This window comes from Pectobacterium peruviense (genome assembly GCF_002847345.1).
Lineage (GTDB): Bacteria > Pseudomonadota > Gammaproteobacteria > Enterobacterales > Enterobacteriaceae > Pectobacterium > Pectobacterium peruviense.
In genome coordinates, this window is sequence record NZ_LXFV01000010.1 from 192,502 (window position 1) to 207,934 (window position 15,433).

General features: G+C 52.6%; 12 protein-coding genes and 4 tRNA genes. 1 reads left to right on the plus strand and 15 read right to left on the minus strand.

Translation table 11 applies throughout. The annotated features are described in order from the left end of the window. Nucleotides 1–9: 9 nt before the first annotated feature. Nucleotides 10–1,374 (minus strand): adenylosuccinate lyase, encoded by a 1,365-nt coding sequence (gene purB / locus A0G03_RS09410; protein ID WP_048262929.1) that lies wholly within the window; start codon nucleotides 1,372–1,374, stop codon nucleotides 10–12. Nucleotides 1,375–1,622: 248 nt separating this feature from the next. On the opposite strand from purB, the gene A0G03_RS09415 reads away from it, so the two are divergent. Beyond that, nucleotides 1,623–2,930 (plus strand): histidine-type phosphatase, encoded by a 1,308-nt coding sequence (locus A0G03_RS09415; protein ID WP_048262931.1) that lies wholly within the window; start codon nucleotides 1,623–1,625, stop codon nucleotides 2,928–2,930. Between the two features lie 122 nt (nucleotides 2,931–3,052). Here the strand turns inward: A0G03_RS09415 and A0G03_RS09420 are convergent. The 14 genes from A0G03_RS09420 to wecB form a co-directional block, all read right to left on the minus strand. Continuing rightward, nucleotides 3,053–3,129: transfer RNA gene (locus A0G03_RS09420), tRNA-Pro, on the minus strand. A gap of 43 nt (nucleotides 3,130–3,172) precedes the next feature. Further along, nucleotides 3,173–3,259, minus strand: a tRNA-Leu gene (locus tag A0G03_RS09425). A gap of 49 nt (nucleotides 3,260–3,308) precedes the next feature. Further along, nucleotides 3,309–3,384: transfer RNA gene (locus A0G03_RS09430), tRNA-His, on the minus strand. A gap of 117 nt (nucleotides 3,385–3,501) precedes the next feature. Beyond that, a tRNA-Arg gene (locus A0G03_RS09435) sits at nucleotides 3,502–3,578 on the minus strand. 142 nt (nucleotides 3,579–3,720) lie between these two features. Continuing rightward, nucleotides 3,721–5,109, minus strand: coding sequence for a bifunctional threonine/serine APC transporter ThrP (gene thrP / locus A0G03_RS09440; RefSeq protein WP_048262932.1), 1,389 nt, complete (start codon nucleotides 5,107–5,109; stop codon nucleotides 3,721–3,723). Between the two features lie 319 nt (nucleotides 5,110–5,428). After that, nucleotides 5,429–6,178: a lipopolysaccharide N-acetylmannosaminouronosyltransferase gene (gene wecG, locus A0G03_RS09445; protein WP_048262934.1), complete on the minus strand. Its 750-nt coding sequence runs from the start codon at nucleotides 6,176–6,178 to the stop codon at nucleotides 5,429–5,431. After that, on the minus strand, nucleotides 6,175–7,566 hold the full coding sequence (wzyE, locus tag A0G03_RS09450) for an ECA oligosaccharide polymerase (protein WP_048262936.1): 1,392 nt from the start codon (nucleotides 7,564–7,566) through the stop codon (nucleotides 6,175–6,177). Before wzyE ends, wecG begins: the two co-directional genes overlap by 4 nt. Continuing rightward, nucleotides 7,563–8,648 (minus strand): TDP-N-acetylfucosamine:lipid II N-acetylfucosaminyltransferase, encoded by a 1,086-nt coding sequence (locus A0G03_RS09455; RefSeq protein WP_048262937.1) that lies wholly within the window; start codon nucleotides 8,646–8,648, stop codon nucleotides 7,563–7,565. The genes wzyE and A0G03_RS09455 overlap by 4 nt, the downstream gene beginning before the upstream one ends. Further along, on the minus strand, nucleotides 8,645–9,895 hold the full coding sequence (gene wzxE / locus A0G03_RS09460) for a lipid III flippase WzxE (RefSeq protein WP_048262938.1): 1,251 nt from the start codon (nucleotides 9,893–9,895) through the stop codon (nucleotides 8,645–8,647). Before wzxE ends, A0G03_RS09455 begins: the two co-directional genes overlap by 4 nt. A gap of 1 nt (nucleotide 9,896) precedes the next feature. Further along, nucleotides 9,897–11,027 carry a dTDP-4-amino-4,6-dideoxygalactose transaminase gene (gene rffA / locus A0G03_RS09465; RefSeq protein ID WP_011095675.1) on the minus strand — a complete coding sequence of 377 codons (1,131 nt, stop codon included), beginning with the start codon at nucleotides 11,025–11,027 and terminating at the stop codon, nucleotides 9,897–9,899. Nucleotides 11,028–11,031: 4 nt separating this feature from the next. Further along, the gene (gene wecD / locus A0G03_RS09470) at nucleotides 11,032–11,763 is read right to left on the minus strand and encodes a dTDP-4-amino-4,6-dideoxy-D-galactose acyltransferase (RefSeq protein WP_048262940.1); all 732 of its coding nucleotides are present in this window, start codon (nucleotides 11,761–11,763) and stop codon (nucleotides 11,032–11,034) included. A 54-nt stretch (nucleotides 11,764–11,817) separates the two neighbouring features. Continuing rightward, nucleotides 11,818–12,891, minus strand: coding sequence for a dTDP-glucose 4,6-dehydratase (gene rffG / locus A0G03_RS09475; RefSeq protein ID WP_198528828.1), 1,074 nt, complete (start codon nucleotides 12,889–12,891; stop codon nucleotides 11,818–11,820). Beyond that, a complete protein-coding gene (gene wecC / locus A0G03_RS09480) occupies nucleotides 12,882–14,144 on the minus strand; it encodes a UDP-N-acetyl-D-mannosamine dehydrogenase (protein WP_048262942.1) in 1,263 nt (420 codons plus the stop codon). Before wecC ends, rffG begins: the two co-directional genes overlap by 10 nt. Before the next feature lie 125 nt (nucleotides 14,145–14,269). Continuing rightward, nucleotides 14,270–15,394: a non-hydrolyzing UDP-N-acetylglucosamine 2-epimerase gene (gene wecB / locus A0G03_RS09485; RefSeq protein ID WP_048262944.1), complete on the minus strand. Its 1,125-nt coding sequence runs from the start codon at nucleotides 15,392–15,394 to the stop codon at nucleotides 14,270–14,272. Nucleotides 15,395–15,433 lie beyond the last annotated feature (39 nt).

A 15,433-nucleotide genomic window follows, 5' to 3' on the forward strand; every position in this document is an offset into this window, starting at 1 on the left:
GGTTTCACCTTATGCTGGTAGCAGACCGGAGTTATCGGCATAACGAATCACGTCATCAACCTTCTGCGGCGCGCTGCCAACATAGTTAGCCGGATTCAGCCATTCGTCCAGATCGGCAGCGGTGACCTGTTCAGAAAGCACGGGATGAGCCAGCAGCACCGATTTAAAGGACTGATTCTGCTCGAATGCCTGCATAGAGCATTCGTAAACCAGATGGTGTGCAGTCTGCTTACCGAGACGCTTGCCAATCTCGAACATCACTTTCTCGGATAACAGCAGGCCGTTTTGCAGATCGAGGTTCGCCAGCATCTGCTTCTCGTTGACGGACATTCCACGCAGGATGCCAAGCGCATTCTGAAGCTGAGCAGACAGATAGATGTTGATTTCCGGCAGCGCGATCCACTCTGCACGCCAGCTCATTGCATCACGCTCATGTTCAACTTTCATGGATTCGTGAATCAGCGCGGCGCTCTTAAACAGCGGTGCAGTCAGGCTCGCCAGCCCTTCCAACGCGGCAGGGTTACGTTTGTGCGGCATTGTGGTAGAACCGATTTTCCCTTCGGAGAACGGCTCTTCGATTTCATTAATCTCGGTGCGCATCAGGTTGTACAGTTCGTTGCCGATTTTGCCCAGCGTACCGCTGATCAGAACCGTCACGGAGGCATATTCGGAGAAGCGATCGCGGGCAGACTGCCAGCCGATATTCGGCGTATTCAGCCCCAGTTTATCCAGCGTCAGACGCTCGATTTCCGGCCCTTGCTCGCCAAAAGAGGCATAGGTACAAATGGCACCGTTGATGTTGCCGACCAACACACGCTCTTTGATTTCACCTAGGCGTTCGAGGTGACGGATAAATTCATCCAGCCAAACGGCCAGTTTGAAGCCAAACGTGGTAGGCAGCGCTTGCATGCCGTGGGTACGGCCAGCCATCAGCGTGTGTTGATATTTCTTCGCCAAACGTTTCAGTTCAACGGCCAGCAGTTGTGTATCTCTGACGACAATATCAAAAGATTGTTTCAGCTGTAACACTGTCGCGGTATCAACGATGTCCTGCGTGGTCACGCCGTAGTGAATAAATTCACCCGCAGCGCCACATTGTCTCTGAATCGCGGCAATCGTCGGCATCAGAGAGTGCTTCATGCGTGCTGCATCTTTTGCAATCTCTTCAACATTAAGCGCGCTTGCGTCAGCGTTTTCTGCAATGGTTTTTGCCGCATCCAGCGGAATGACACCCAGTTCACCCTCGGCAAGTGCCAGGGCAACTTCTACCTCGACCTGCTTAGTCAGGCGGTTATGCTCGGACCAGACGCCGCGCATTTCAGGCGTGCCAAAATTATTCCCTATAAGAAGAAAATCAATAAGATGTGATGCCATAATTAACTCGTTAGTGTTGGATTTATCAGGCGGGGATTTATGTCGTCTTTTTAATTTTTAAAAATATAACATGCGGAAATTATGCGCTTTATACCTTTGGGATCTATCTTAGACCAAAAAGTTTGATTGCAAACTATGCATTTGGAAATGTTCGCTAACACTCTCTCCCGTGTTGAAAAACCCGCTTGTCACTTTTTCCTTCCTACAATGAAACTCCTTATCCGTATGACTGCTGACGAAGGATTATCATGCTTTCCCACACGACATTACGCATGCCACGTACCTTATTGATTACCATGATCATTATTTCAACATTCTCTTCTCAGGCACAAGCCCAGGATCGCTACCTGCTGGAAAAGGTAGTTGAAGTTAGCCGTCATGGCGTGCGTCCCCCGACAGCATCCAACACAACCGCACTGGAGTCCGGCACAGCACGACAATGGCCGCAGTGGGTCACGCGAGAGGGTGAATTAACCGGACATGGCTATGCTGCCACCGTGATAAAAGCTAGCTATGAGGGCGAATATTATCGTCAACAACATCTGTTCGCGTCAGGTTGCCCAGCGGAACAGCAGATTTATGTACTTGCCAGCCCGTTACAGCGCACCCGCGCAACCGCACAAGCCTATATGGACGGCATGTTTCCCGGCTGCGGCGTTGCTACGCATGCCGTTGAGGATGAAAAGCAAGATCCGCTGTTCCATGGCGATAAAATGGGGATTGGCACACTTGACCCTGAACAGGCAAAAGCTGCCGTACTGAAAGCCATGGGAGGTGACTTGGATACCGCCTATCAACGTCTTAAGCCCAGTATCGAGTTGTTAAAGCAGGTCGTATGCGAGGCAGACAAACCCTGTCCGGTATTTGATAAATCGTGGGCGCTCAAACAGGATAAAGACGGTTCAACTTCTATCAGTGGCCTGAATACGCTGGCGAATATGAGCGAGGTTTTCCTACTGGAATATAGCGAAAACCTGCCGCTGGCACAGGTCGCTTTTGGTCATGTCCGCAGCACGCAGGATCTCATCCCGCTGATGGCACCGATGACTGCCAAATACGACTTCACCAACGATGTTCCCTACATTGCACAGCGTGGCGGCTCGCTATTGATGCAGCAAATCGCACAGGCACTCGCGCAAGGGACTCAAGTAGAGCAGGACACCGCACAAGGCGAGCCACCGGTAGCGCCTTACTTGCTGTATGTCGCGCATGACACCAACATCGCCTATCTGCGCACGCTGTTGCAATTTCACTGGCAGCTACCCGGCGATACCGCCGATAACATCCCGCCCGCAGGCAGTCTGGTCTTTGAACGCTGGCGCGATACCACCACTCAGCAGCGTTTTTTGCGCATTTATTTTCAGACACAGTCGCTGGATCAGATCCGTTCGCTGACGCCGCTGGGCGAGCAACAGTCGTTACTGAAAGAAGAGTTTACGTCTCAGAGCTGCCAGCAGACAGAACAAGGCACGCTGTGTCCTTTTGATACCACGCTGGAATCCATGCGAAAAAGCATCGATAGCAGTGCGTTAGCGGCGGTGCATTACGCGCCGTAGCTCGCTATCTCATCGGTAACAACACGTCCTGTTGGATTGGTGAATCCGACAGGACTTTTGCACGAGAAGGCAAATTGCAGACGAAAAAAAAGCACATCTTTCGATGTGCTTTTCTTTTTAATTGGTCGGCGAGAGAGGATTCGAACCTCCGACCCACTGGTCCCAAACCAGTTGCGCTACCAAGCTGCGCTACTCGCCGAATGTACTGCTTTTTGAACATCACTGATGTTCTAGCTTGTGTGTGGTGCGAAGAGAGGGACTTGAACCCTCACGTCCGTAAGAACACTAACACCTGAAGCTAGCGCGTCTACCAATTCCGCCACCTTCGCATAACTCACAAACTTTTATTAACGAAAAACGTTAATCAACTGCTAAATCTGGGGTGGCTAATGGGACTCGAACCCACGACAACTGGAATCACAATCCAGGGCTCTACCAACTGAGCTATAGCCACCATCACCACATTTTACATCTTATTACGCGGTACTTCCTTTTTACGGGATACTTTCTTTACGAAGGCAAGTGTACCACCGCAGCTCTTGCACACAACATACTCGTTTAGACAATATAATGGTGCGCCCGACAGGATTCGAACCTGAGACCTCTGCCTCCGGAGGGCAGCGCTCTATCCAGCTGAGCTACGGGCGCTTAGCGCCGTTGCGGGACGGGATATTACGGACTTAGCGACTGGCTGTCTAGTGCTTTTTTATCGAAATGATGTGTTTGCTTATGCTTTGCTCATTTCAAGCTAAATAACGTACAAATCCGCGCTTCCCGCCCCCAAATACGACTATTTACCCCCTGCCAGCGATGTTTTTTTACCCAATCCCAGCGCGAAATAACACAGGCTGACTACAGCTAAAAAGGCGATACCGACCAATAAAGACATCCGTGTGTCGATATTTATATACATTCCCACCAGCACACACAGCAAAAACGCCATCGTCAGGTAGTTTACCCACGGGAACAATATCGATTTAAACGGATGTGCGGCCAGCGCTGCACGATGCTGCTCGCGAAAACGCAGCTGGCTGATCAACACCACAAACCACGGCACCATACCCGGCAGCACGCTGGCGCTATAAACATAAACAAACACTTTTTCCGGGTTAGGGATGACGTAATTCAAAAGCGACCCAGCCACCAGACAAAGAATAGAAATCATGACGCCTGCTGCGGGTACACCGCTGGCCGTCACTTTACCTAGCCAGGCAGGAAGTTGACGGTTGTTAGCCAGCGAATACAGCATACGACCACAGCTATACATGCCGCTGTTGCAGCCGGACAGCGCGGCCGTCAGCACCACAAAGTTGATAATGCCTGCCGCCGCCACAATACCGATTTTCGCAAACGTCAGCACAAACGGGCTGCCGGATGTACCGATTTCATTCCAGGGGAAAATGGTGACGATAACGAAGATCGCACCCACATAGAAAATCAGGATGCGCCACAGAATGTTATTGATCGCACGCTTCAGCGTCACCTGCGGATTTTTCGCCTCACCTGCCGTAATGCCCACCAGCTCAACACCCTGATAGGACGCTACCACCAGACACAGCGCGAACAGCAGACCTTTCCAGCCTCCCGCGAGGAAACCGCCATGCTCAGTCAGGTTACTGAATCCTGTCGCCTGACCGTGGTTACCAAAGCCGAAGAAAATAATGCCGACACCGACCAATATCATCACGACGATGGTGGTGATTTTAATCATCGCAAACCAGAATTCGATTTCACCATACAGCCTTACCGCAGCAAGGTTTGCGCCCGCGACGAGTGCTACCGCGGCGATGGCTGGTATCCATTGTGGCAAGTCGGGGAACCAATACTGAACATACACGCCAATAGCGGTAATTTCCGAAATCCCGACCGCCATCCACATAAACCAATAGCCCCACGCGGTGAGATAGCCGAAGAAGGGATGCATGTATTTATGTGCGTAGACGGCAAACGATCCTGCAACCGGCTCCAGATAGAGCATTTCGCCCATTGAACGCATGATGAAGAAAACGAAGATTCCAGCGACGATATAGGCCAGCAATACTGACGGCCCCGCCCACTTCAACGCACTCGCTGCGCCCATAAAAAGCCCAACGCCGATCGTGCCACCTAGCGCAATCAGCTCAATATGTCGGGCTTCCAACCCTCGATGGAGTTTTTCCTGCTTTACATCTTCTGCCATATATCCTCTGTCTTTGTGTTGTGCTTATCCCGACTGTTGCCGGTTATTGTTGTTATTTCAGAAATGCTATCTGTTAGAAAGAATGTGTCCTCGCCTCAAATTGGCGGCCATGAAAATACCGTAATGTGGGCTTGAATAACACATCAGGGACGACGAATACGGCAAAGATAGAATTCTGTCTTTCTGATTGTTTGGCAAACAGACAATTGAAGTCGAATAGGAATGAAAAATCAGGGTTATCTACTGTAGAGAAAGAGAAAGGCTGTGGGGAAAGACGACGAGGAAAGGTTGGCGCGTCCAACGCGCCAATTCAATAAGGCTACAGACGACCGCTGTAGTGATAAGCAACGTATTTCAACAGCTTAAACTGCCGAAAAATACGGCTCGGCTGGGACAGCAAGCGATACAACCATTCCAACCCTAAGTTTTGCCACACGAGCGGGGCACGCTTAACACGTCCGGTAAAGACGTCATACGTGCCGCCCACGCCCATATACAAAGCATCAGGATAGTGGTGGCGACAATCGCGCATCAGGATTTCCTGCCGTGGCGACCCCATCGCGACGGTAACAATCTGGGCGCCGCTGGCTCGGATACGTTCGAACAAGGCATCGCGCTGCTCTGGCGTAAAATAGCCATCCTGACTGCCGACAATATTCACGTTCCACTGCGCCCGCAGTTTCGCTTCCGTTTGTGCCAGCACATCAGGTTTACCGCCCACGAGAAAAACGGGCGCTCCCTGTTTGCCCGCTCGTTCCATTAGCGCTTCCCACAGGTCAGCCCCTGCAATCCGCGTGACGTCAGCCTGCGGGTACTTGCGCCGAATAGAACGCACAATGCTGATGCCGTCCGCATACTTATACTCTGCGCGATCGAGCAGCGTACGCAGCGCTACATCTTTTTCCGCCGTTAGCACTTTCTCCGCGTTAATCGCAACAAGCGTACCCGTTTCAACCCGCTCTCCCACAAATAGGTAGTCAACAAACGCCCCCATATTGCGGAAACCGTGAATGGGCAAACCACGAATGGTATACAGAGGGATTGTCTCTGTGGTTTTTAACTCGGTCATATCTGCTCCTTGATCACAGGGTCCTGTACGGTGTTGGGTGTCGGCGCGAGCGGCGTGGCACGCATACGCATCAGCCGCTGCCGGATGAGCCCGGCGCTTTCCAGCAGCCAGTAAAGCAGTTTGGCAACGAGCAGGCACAGGCCAAATACCAGACAGAAAAACACCACGCGTGAAACGAAGGCATCGACGCCCTCACGGGCCAGCACAATGATATTGAATACCGCACCGAAGCAGAACGCCTGCAAAATAGCGGCCTTATAGCGATTGCTGTCGTTCTTACCTAGCTCGTACACCCAGTCAAACCACTTGATAACCAGTCCCACGGCGATCGCCCCCAGCGGGATAAATAGCACGCCGCCCATCACCACCAGCGAGCCTAACAGCGTAGGGGATATCGCCAGCCCGGAGTGGTTATTCAACACTTCCCAGGTGAAATAGTTCGCACTGTTTAACACCAGATTCGGACGATCCGGCCATAGCCAGGAGGGAATAAAGACGTAGAAATCACGAGCAATCGGTGCCAGCCCCTGAAATTCAATCTTGTCATAGTGCTGCCACAGCAGCGCCAGATTCTCCCAAGGCGAGAAGGTGTCACGGGTTAAATAGAGGAAAGTATAAAAGGCGTAATCGCCGCTGACATCCAGCCCATAGCGCTTCAGCGCCAGCCAGAACATCCCGATAATCCCAAACACGCCAGCCGCGACTAACATCCAGAGCGTAATCCAGCCGCGCACGATACCAATAAACAGAAACAGGGCGAAGGCGATGATCACATTCGCGCGCGTGCCGCCGACAATCACATACGTCAGCATCCCAAAGGCGACCGTGCCGATGAGGAACATCAGCCATGCACGCTGCGTCTGGCGCAGAAAATACACCACCAGCATTGCCGGAATGAAGAAGTAGAAAAAGCGTTTCAACGCCACGCCGGACACATCGCTGGAAAATATCTGGCTATAAGAACGCAGCTTAAATAGCAGGAAACCGTTGTTGAGAAAGAAAATGCCGACGGTCGCTACCGCGATCAACGCCAGCAGCAGCCAGGTCAAGTTAGCTTCAACCCTATTCACCGTCAGGAATGGCGTGCGCGGCACAGAGATTTTCTGGCGTAGTCGTGTCTTATAGCTGACGTAATAGATGGCATAGAACGCGGTTGCGGACAGCATTGCCTGAAGCAGATATTGCACAGGGACGACGTCGACGCCAAACCGGAACACCAGCACACAGGTAAACGGAAAACCAAAATAGAACGTCAATAAATAGAGCAAAGAAAACAGTACGTTAAAGTTAAAACGTACGCGCCGAAACTCCATCCAAATCAGGCTCAGGATAAAGATGACTGAAATCAGGTAGACGGCAAACAGCCCACCAAATTGCCCCAGCGTCATGTCGGTTCTCCCGTCGCCAATGCCAGCGCATCCCGCCAACCTTGCAGATAATTGGGATTAAAGAACGCGATCCGGTGTTTATCTACCGATGCCAGTTGGCGCTGTGCCTCACGCACCAACGCTTCATCCATCTGGTCACCGTAAAACAACACGGGTAGACCTTGTTCCGTCAGATCCTGCCAGAACGGATTTTGCCGACTAATCACGAACGGCACGCCAAACTGAATCAGCAGGCATAACGTCCCGATCCCCTGCTGGCGATCGAAAATAAAATAGCCCAAATCACAGGTGCGCAGCATATTGAGATAATCATCAAACGCCAATTGGTCTTTCAGCAGTTGGAAATTTTTCACACCAAACAGCGCCAAACCGTCCTTTTCCACCTGAGAGATGTAGGACGTATTATTCGCGGGGTAGCCCATTGGCACAATAACCCGCACATTGTTCCCGAACTGCTTGTGGATCGCCCGCAGCGCTTCCTGATGACGGTTCGTGCGATCGCCAGAATTGCCGACCAGAATCGTCATCGGTCCAGCCAGCGGTTTATCCACCTGCATGCCCGTTAGCGCCGGATCCATCCGCGTTGGGAAGTACAACAATGACGTCGGCACGCGAGGAGCACGCTGCTGATACCATGCCAGATCGCCGCGCGTGGCGAACACGTGTCCGACACGCTTCTGCGCCATACGCCGCAGCAGATAAAACAGGCGATATTTCAGGCTGCTTGCTTCTTCATACAAATCTGCGCCCCAAACGTGCCAGTAAACCTGCTCAGATTTGATTTTCCCGCTCAGCAGCGCCAGCCACAGCGTGGGATTAAACTGCCCATGCAGGAAAAAGCGCATCTTACGATTCGACTTTGCTCTGGCGATGACCGCCTCAGCCAGCGTTTTTTTATCCACGCAGGTTTCGATACGCAATGCAGGAAAATCGGCTGGCGAAATGCCGTCGTGAGACGCCACGATGAAATGCCGAATCTGATGCTCGGGGAGTTCCGTCGCCAGTACGTCATTAAAAAAACGTAAAACGGTCTGGTTATGATGCGGGATATCAGATCCCAATACATGAATCAGTGTCGTCATGCTCGCCTACGGTAAATAATGAATACGCAACAACAAAGCAAAAAATAGACCAGGTAGGTTGCCATATAGGCCTGCGCTGCGCCTTGTGCGCCATAAAGCGGGATTAACCAGTGAGAAAAACCGGTTAACAGGAGAAACTGACTGACTTCTGTGAGCAGATAAAAGCGCAGTGCCGCTTTCGCAATGACCAGATAGCCAAAGACGTAAGCGCCCACTTTCATTACATCCCCGACCAACTGCCAAACGAAGAGATCTCTCATTGCGGTAAATTGGCTAGAGAACAGCAGCCAGATAGCAAAATCTCGCAGCAGCCACACACACAAGCTGATGCACGCCACAACGGGCAGCACAAACTTCAGCGAGCGAATAATCTCCTGCGCCAGCGCGGCCTTGTCTGTCAGACGCGAGAGCGTCGGCAACAGATAAACGGTAAAGGAGGCGGTAATAAATTGTAGATAAGCATCGGAAATACTGCTGACGCCCTGCCAAATGCCCACTTCATCCCAGCTGTAATGCGCCGCCAGCAGGTTACGCATCATGATGTACGCCACGGGCAGCGTCACCGCCGTCATCAGCGCCATCAACGTAAACTTGCCCAACTGCCCAGCGATGGCACGATCCCATGCTGGTTTTAGCGACGCCAGCGACAGCGGCGTACGACGCAGTAGCATGATTCCTGAAGGAATTACCAACAATGCAGGCACCAGCGCCATCCCCGCAAGCGCACCAGCATAGCCGCCCAGCCGCAGGCAGAGCCAAAAGGCAGCCAGCCCGATCAGGCTACCGCCGATCACGGCCAGCGCGTTGCCTATCGCATCCCGATAGCCTTTGAGGATTGCCAGAAACAGGTTGGCGTAGGCAATACCCATCTGGATAAACGCCAGCGCACGCACCACATCGCGATAGTCCTCATGCCCAAACAGCAGATTGGCGATAGGCGTTGCTGCTGCCAGAAAGAGTACCGCCAGCAGCGTTGAGAACCCCAGCACCAGCGTGATGGACGTGCCTAGCAGCGGCTTCAGCCGGTCCGGCTGTTGTTGATATTCCGCGACATATTTGGTGACACCGTTGAAAATCCCCGCCCCAGCTAACACGCCTAACACTGTAATAAGCTGGCGGAAATTCCCTGCCATTCCCACGCCGCTGGGGCCAAACGTGACCGCCAGCAGTTTGACGACAACGAGCCCCGCGCCGATTTTTATCAGCGTGGAGCCTGCCGTCCATATCGATGCTTTCGCCAACGACATATCAGGAGAAGAAGCTCAGAATGGTATTAATGACGGTGCGCTGATTGACGTCCGACAGGTTGTAGAACAGCGGTAAACGTACCAGCCGTTCGCTTTCCTGCGTGGTGTAGCGATCGTCACCGGAGAAACGACCGAAGTTCAGACCCGCCGGACAGCTATGTAGCGGGATATAATGAAAGACCGTCATGATTTCGGCTTCTTTCATGTAATTGATAAACGCACTGCGGTCGTCCTGATCGCGCAGTTTGATATAAAACATGTGTGCGTTGTGAATCCCATTGGCAGGCACGGTCGGCAGCGTTATACGCCCCGCATCGGCCAGCGATTTGAATGCCGCATAGTAGTTCTGCCACAGTTTCAGGCGACGCTCGTTGATGGGTCGCGCCGCTTCCAACTGAGCCCAGAGATAGGCAGCCTGAATATCCGCCATCAGATAGCTTGAGCCGATGTCACGCCAGGTGTATTTGTCCACCTGCCCACGGAAGAACTGGCTACGGTTGGTGCCTTTTTCACGGATGATTTCCGCTCGTTCCACCAGCCTCGCGTCATTAATCAGCGTGGCCCCGCCCTCACCGCCCGAGGTGTAGTTTTTGGTTTCGTGAAAACTGAAGCAGCCGATGTGACCAATAGACCCCAGAACGCGGCCTTTGTAGCTGGACATCACGCCCTGTGCCGCATCTTCCACGACATATAAATCGTATTTTTTCGCCAGAGCCATAATCGCGTCCATCTCGCAGGCGACGCCCGCGTAGTGAACCGGCACGATAATGCGTGTTTTTTCCGTAATTGCCGCTTCGATCTTCGTCTCGTCAATATTCATCGTATCCGGGCGGATATCGACAAACACGATCTTCGCACCGCGCAGCACAAAGGCGTTGGCGGTAGAAACGAAGGTATAGCTCGGCATGATCACTTCATCGCCGGGCTTAATATCCAGTAGGATAGCGGCCATCTCCAGCGACGCTGTGCAGGAAGGCGTAAGCAGGACTTTCTTGCTGCCGGAGTAATGTTCCAGCCACTGCTGACAACGGCGAGTAAATCCGCCATCGCCGCACAATTTGCCGCTGCTCATGGCAGCCTGCATATAATCCAGTTCCGTACCGACAACCGGTGGCGCATTAAATGGAATCATGTATTCACCTGTATAACCAATACGCCGTGCTCTCAATCGTGGCACCACGGCGAAGATAAAGACGAAGAGCCGCCACGTTGCCAACCTGCGTCGCAACCCGAAGGCGTATCAACCCTTGCTGTCGGCACCACGCTTCCGCCAGCGCCATCAGTTGTGAACCAATACCGCGTATCGTAACGCCCGGCCAGACGCCCAGCAGCCCGATACGGGCATCCGAGTCATCCAGTCTGCGCAGCGTGACCCATCCTTGTGGATGACCCTCGGCATCTTCCATCATCAAACAACTGTGGTCGAACTTACCGCATACCGCATTTTCAACCCACTGAGCGTAAAAACGCCCACTATCCTCCGGCTGATACCACGGCGTACGGAAACGGCTCAGCGCAAAAACACGTGATGCCGCGTCCCTCAGCGCAGGAATATCATCGAGCGTGGCTTCACGCCAGCGCGGTAGTGGCGTAGCGACTGTCGTCGGATGCAGAAGCAGACTGAGGTCGACCTCGCCTTCCACCAAGCGAAAACCGAGATCGGCCAGCGCATCCGCCAGCACCAGATTGTCCGCCGCGATTTTGGCCTGCGTCAGCGCAAATCCGTTCAACGCATCAGGCATCAACACAGGCGCAGAAGGCGAAAAATTCAGCTTACCGCTGTCGATCTGGAAGAATTCACTCTCCCAGCCCAGCGGTTCAACCGTGGCGCGAATTTCTCCCTTTCCTGCTGATATGGAATTGGACATCGTTTCGCTCCTTTCTTTTCCGTCATCTGGCTTTTCTGTCATCTCAGTACAGGTTTAGTCGTTCAGTCCTAAACGCTCGCCGGTATAGGAACCGTCCTGCACGCTGCACCACCATTTTTCGTTATTCAGATACCAGCTAACGGTTTTTTTCATGCCCGTCTCAAACGTTTCTTCTGGACGCCAGCCCAACTCACGCTCAATTTTCCCGGCATCGATCGCGTAACGCATGTCGTGGCCTGGGCGATCTTTCACATAGGTGATGAGATCGCAATAATGCTCTACGCCAGCAGGTTTATTCGGCGCCAGCTCTTCCAGCAGTGCGCAAATGGTCTGCACCACTTCAATATTTTTACGTTCGTTGTGGCCGCCAATGTTGTACGTCTCACCGACTTCGCCTTCCGTCACGACTTTGTACAGTGCGCGGGCATGGTCTTCGACAAACAACCAATCACGAATTTGTGCGCCATCGCCGTAAACCGGCAACGGTTTGCCCGCGACCGCGTTCAGAATCACCAGCGGAATCAGCTTCTCAGGGAAATGGTAAGGACCGTAGTTATTCGAGCAGTTCGTGATAACGGTCGGGAACCCGTAGGTGCGCAGCCAGGCGCGAACAAGGTGGTCGCTGGAAGCTTTCGATGCCGAATAAGGGCTGCTCGGCGCATAAGGCGTGGTTTCTGTAAACAGATCGTCCGTCCCATGCAGATCGCCAAAGACTTCATCGGTAGAAATATGGTGAAAGCGAAACGCATTCTTGTCCGCATCAGCCAGGTTCTGCCAATAGTGGCGTGCTGCTTCCAGCATCGTATAGGTGCCGACAATATTGGTTTCGATAAACGCCGCAGGGCCGTCGATAGAGCGGTCAACATGGCTTTCTGCCGCTAAATGCATCACTAGCGCAGGCTGGTAAGCCGTAAAGACACGATCCAGTTCAGCACGATCGCAGATATCTACCTGCTCGAATGCGAAGCGTGAGCTATCGGCAACCGGTGCCAGTGAAGACAGGTTGCCCGCATAAGTCAGTTTATCGACAACCACGACGCTGTCCTGCGTCTCAGCCAAAATGTATCTGACTAACGCGGAACCAATAAACCCTGCACCACCGGTAATTAAAATACGTTTCAACGCCATACTCCTTTGGTATCAATAACCCACTGTTGTTTCACATCGTCTGGGTTAATCGCCTTAAACTGACGGTGGTCTACCAGCATCACTAGCACATCGGCTTCTTTTAATGCACTGCTGGTATCGACCAGTTTTACCTGCCCAGCCAACACGGACGGCAGGTGTTTGACATTCGGTTCGACAACTAACGTCACACCCGTATTCCACTGCGCAATCATGGAAGTAATTCCCACGGCAGGACTTTCGCGCAAATCGTCAATATCCGGCTTGAACGCTAATCCAAAGCAGGCCACAGTGACCTCGCTGGCGCGTTTATCCGTTTGTGCCAGATAATCCGCCACGGCCGCTTTGACCCGATCCACCACCCAGAGTGGCTTGCCATCGTTCACCAGTCTGGCGGTATGAATCAACCGAGCCTGCTGCGGATTCTGCGCCACGATAAACCAAGGATCGACTGCGATACAGTGCCCGCCTACGCCGGGACCGGGTTGCAGAATATTGACGCGGGGATGGCGATTTGCCAATCGGATAAGTTCCCATACGTTAATGTTTTGTTCGGCACAAATCAGCGAAAGTTCATTGGCGAAAGCAATATTGACGTCGCGGAAGCTGTTTTCGGTCAGCTTACACATCTCGGCGGTGCGGGAGTTAGTGACCACACACTCACCCTCTAAGAAGATGTTATACAGTTCGCTGGCGCGAGCAGAGCACACTGGGGTCATACCACCAATAACGCGATCGTTTTTAATCAGCTCAACCACGACCTGACCGGGCAGCACCCGTTCAGGACAATAGGCAATATTGATATCCGCCGTTTCCCCAACCTGCTGCGGAAACGTCAAGTCCGCGCGCGCATCGGCTAGCCACTCGGCCATTTGCTCAGTCGCCCCCACGGGGGACGTCGACTCAAGGATCACCAGATCGCCTTTCTTCAGCACTGGCGCGATGGACGCTGCTGCAGCCTGAACGTAGGCCAGATCGGGTTCGTGATCGCCTTTGAAAGGGGTAGGAACTGCGATCAGGAAAGCATCGGCTGGCACAGGTTTTGTCATCGCCTGAAGGTAGCCATTTTCCACCGCGACCTTGACCAAGGTATCCAAATCGGGCTCGACAATATGAATTTCACCGCGATTAATGGTCTCAACCGCCAATTTGTTCACATCGACACCGATGACTTTTCTCTGACGCGACGCAAATGCCGCTGCGGTGGGTAAACCGATGTAGCCTAAACCGATTACGGAAATGGTAGTAAAGCTCATAGTGTCACCTGATATTTTTATGTCTGCCGCCGTAAGGCGACGTTTAAAATCGCTCCTGGCGATTTTTCATATCGAGCTATCCCTGTCCGACACCCTTCGGGTCGCTGCAAAAGCAGCGCTAAAAATCATTTCCTATGATTTTTTAAAGCATCCACAATGCGTTGACAGGCTTGGCCATCGCCATAGGGGTTGTGGGCACGGCTCATTGCCTGATACGCCCCTTCATCCGTCAGCAGCATAGATACCGCATCCACAATGCTCACCACTTCCGTGCCGACCAGTTTGACCGTACCCGCGTCTATCGCTTCCGGCCGCTCCGTCGTATCACGCATCACCAATACAGGCTTTCCTAACGACGGCGCTTCTTCCTGGATGCCACCCGAATCGGTCAAAATCATGTAAGAACGATTCATCAAATACACGAAAGGCAGATAATCCTGCGGCGCAATCAGCATCACATTATCAATATCGCTCAGGATACGATTCACCGGCTCACTGACGTTAGGGTTCAGATGGACTGGGTATACAATCTGCACTTCAGGGTGTCGACGGGCGATATCCGCCAGCGCGCCACAAATGCGCTCAAAGCCGCTACCAAAACTCTCGCGTCGGTGTCCGGTAACCAGAATCAGCTTTTTACTGCCTTCCAAAAAGGCATATTTTTCGTCGAGGCTGCGGCGTAGTGAGGCATCTCCGAGGATACGATCGCGCACCCAAAACAACGCATCAATCACCGTATTGCCAGTCACAACAATATGCCGATCGGACAAATGTTCACGCAGCAAATTTTGGCGGGAATGCTCCGTCGGAGCAAAATGGTACATCGCCAGGTGCCCAGTCAGCTTACGGTTAGCCTCTTCCGGCCAAGGCGAATAGAGATTGCCAGTACGCAATCCCGCCTCCACGTGGCCGACAGGGATACGCTGATAAAAAGCCGCCAGACTGGTTGCCAACGTTGTGGTGGTATCACCGTGAACCAACACTAAATCCGGTTTAAACTCCGCCATGACGGGTTCAAGTCCCGATAAAATCCGGCAGGATATCTCACTGAGCCCCTGTCCCGGTCGCATAATATTTAGATCGTAATCCGGTGTAATATCGAACAAATGCAACACCTGATCCAGCATCTCCCGGTGCTGGGCTGTTACGCAAATTCTCGATTCAAAGGCTCCATCCTGAGCCAGGGCATGAACCAGCGGTGCCATTTTAATGGCTTCCGGCCGGGTGCCGAAAACAGTCAACACTTTCACATTGAATCTCTTTAATCAGGTTAGGCGCAGGCGCTCACT

Bases quoted from the DNA above. Each gene is read 5' to 3' on its own strand.
- A0G03_RS09415 (WP_048262931.1), top strand. From the start codon at position 1,623: ATGCTTTCCCACACGACATTACGCATGCCACGTACCTTATTGATTACC.
- wecC (WP_048262942.1), bottom strand. From the start codon at position 14,144: ATGAGCTTTACTACCATTTCCGTAATCGGTTTAGGCTACATCGGTTTA.
- purB (WP_048262929.1), bottom strand. From the start codon at position 1,374: ATGGCATCACATCTTATTGATTTTCTTCTTATAGGGAATAATTTTGGC.
- A0G03_RS09455 (WP_048262937.1), bottom strand. From the start codon at position 8,648: ATGACGACACTGATTCATGTATTGGGATCTGATATCCCGCATCATAAC.
- rffG (WP_198528828.1), bottom strand. From the start codon at position 12,891: ATGGCGTTGAAACGTATTTTAATTACCGGTGGTGCAGGGTTTATTGGT.
- rffA (WP_011095675.1), bottom strand. From the start codon at position 11,027: ATGATTCCATTTAATGCGCCACCGGTTGTCGGTACGGAACTGGATTAT.
- wzxE (WP_048262938.1), bottom strand. From the start codon at position 9,895: ATGTCGTTGGCGAAAGCATCGATATGGACGGCAGGCTCCACGCTGATA.
- thrP (WP_048262932.1), bottom strand. From the start codon at position 5,109: ATGGCAGAAGATGTAAAGCAGGAAAAACTCCATCGAGGGTTGGAAGCC.
- wecD (WP_048262940.1), bottom strand. From the start codon at position 11,763: ATGTCCAATTCCATATCAGCAGGAAAGGGAGAAATTCGCGCCACGGTT.
- wzyE (WP_048262936.1), bottom strand. From the start codon at position 7,566: ATGACGCTGGGGCAATTTGGTGGGCTGTTTGCCGTCTACCTGATTTCA.
- wecG (WP_048262934.1), bottom strand. From the start codon at position 6,178: ATGACCGAGTTAAAAACCACAGAGACAATCCCTCTGTATACCATTCGT.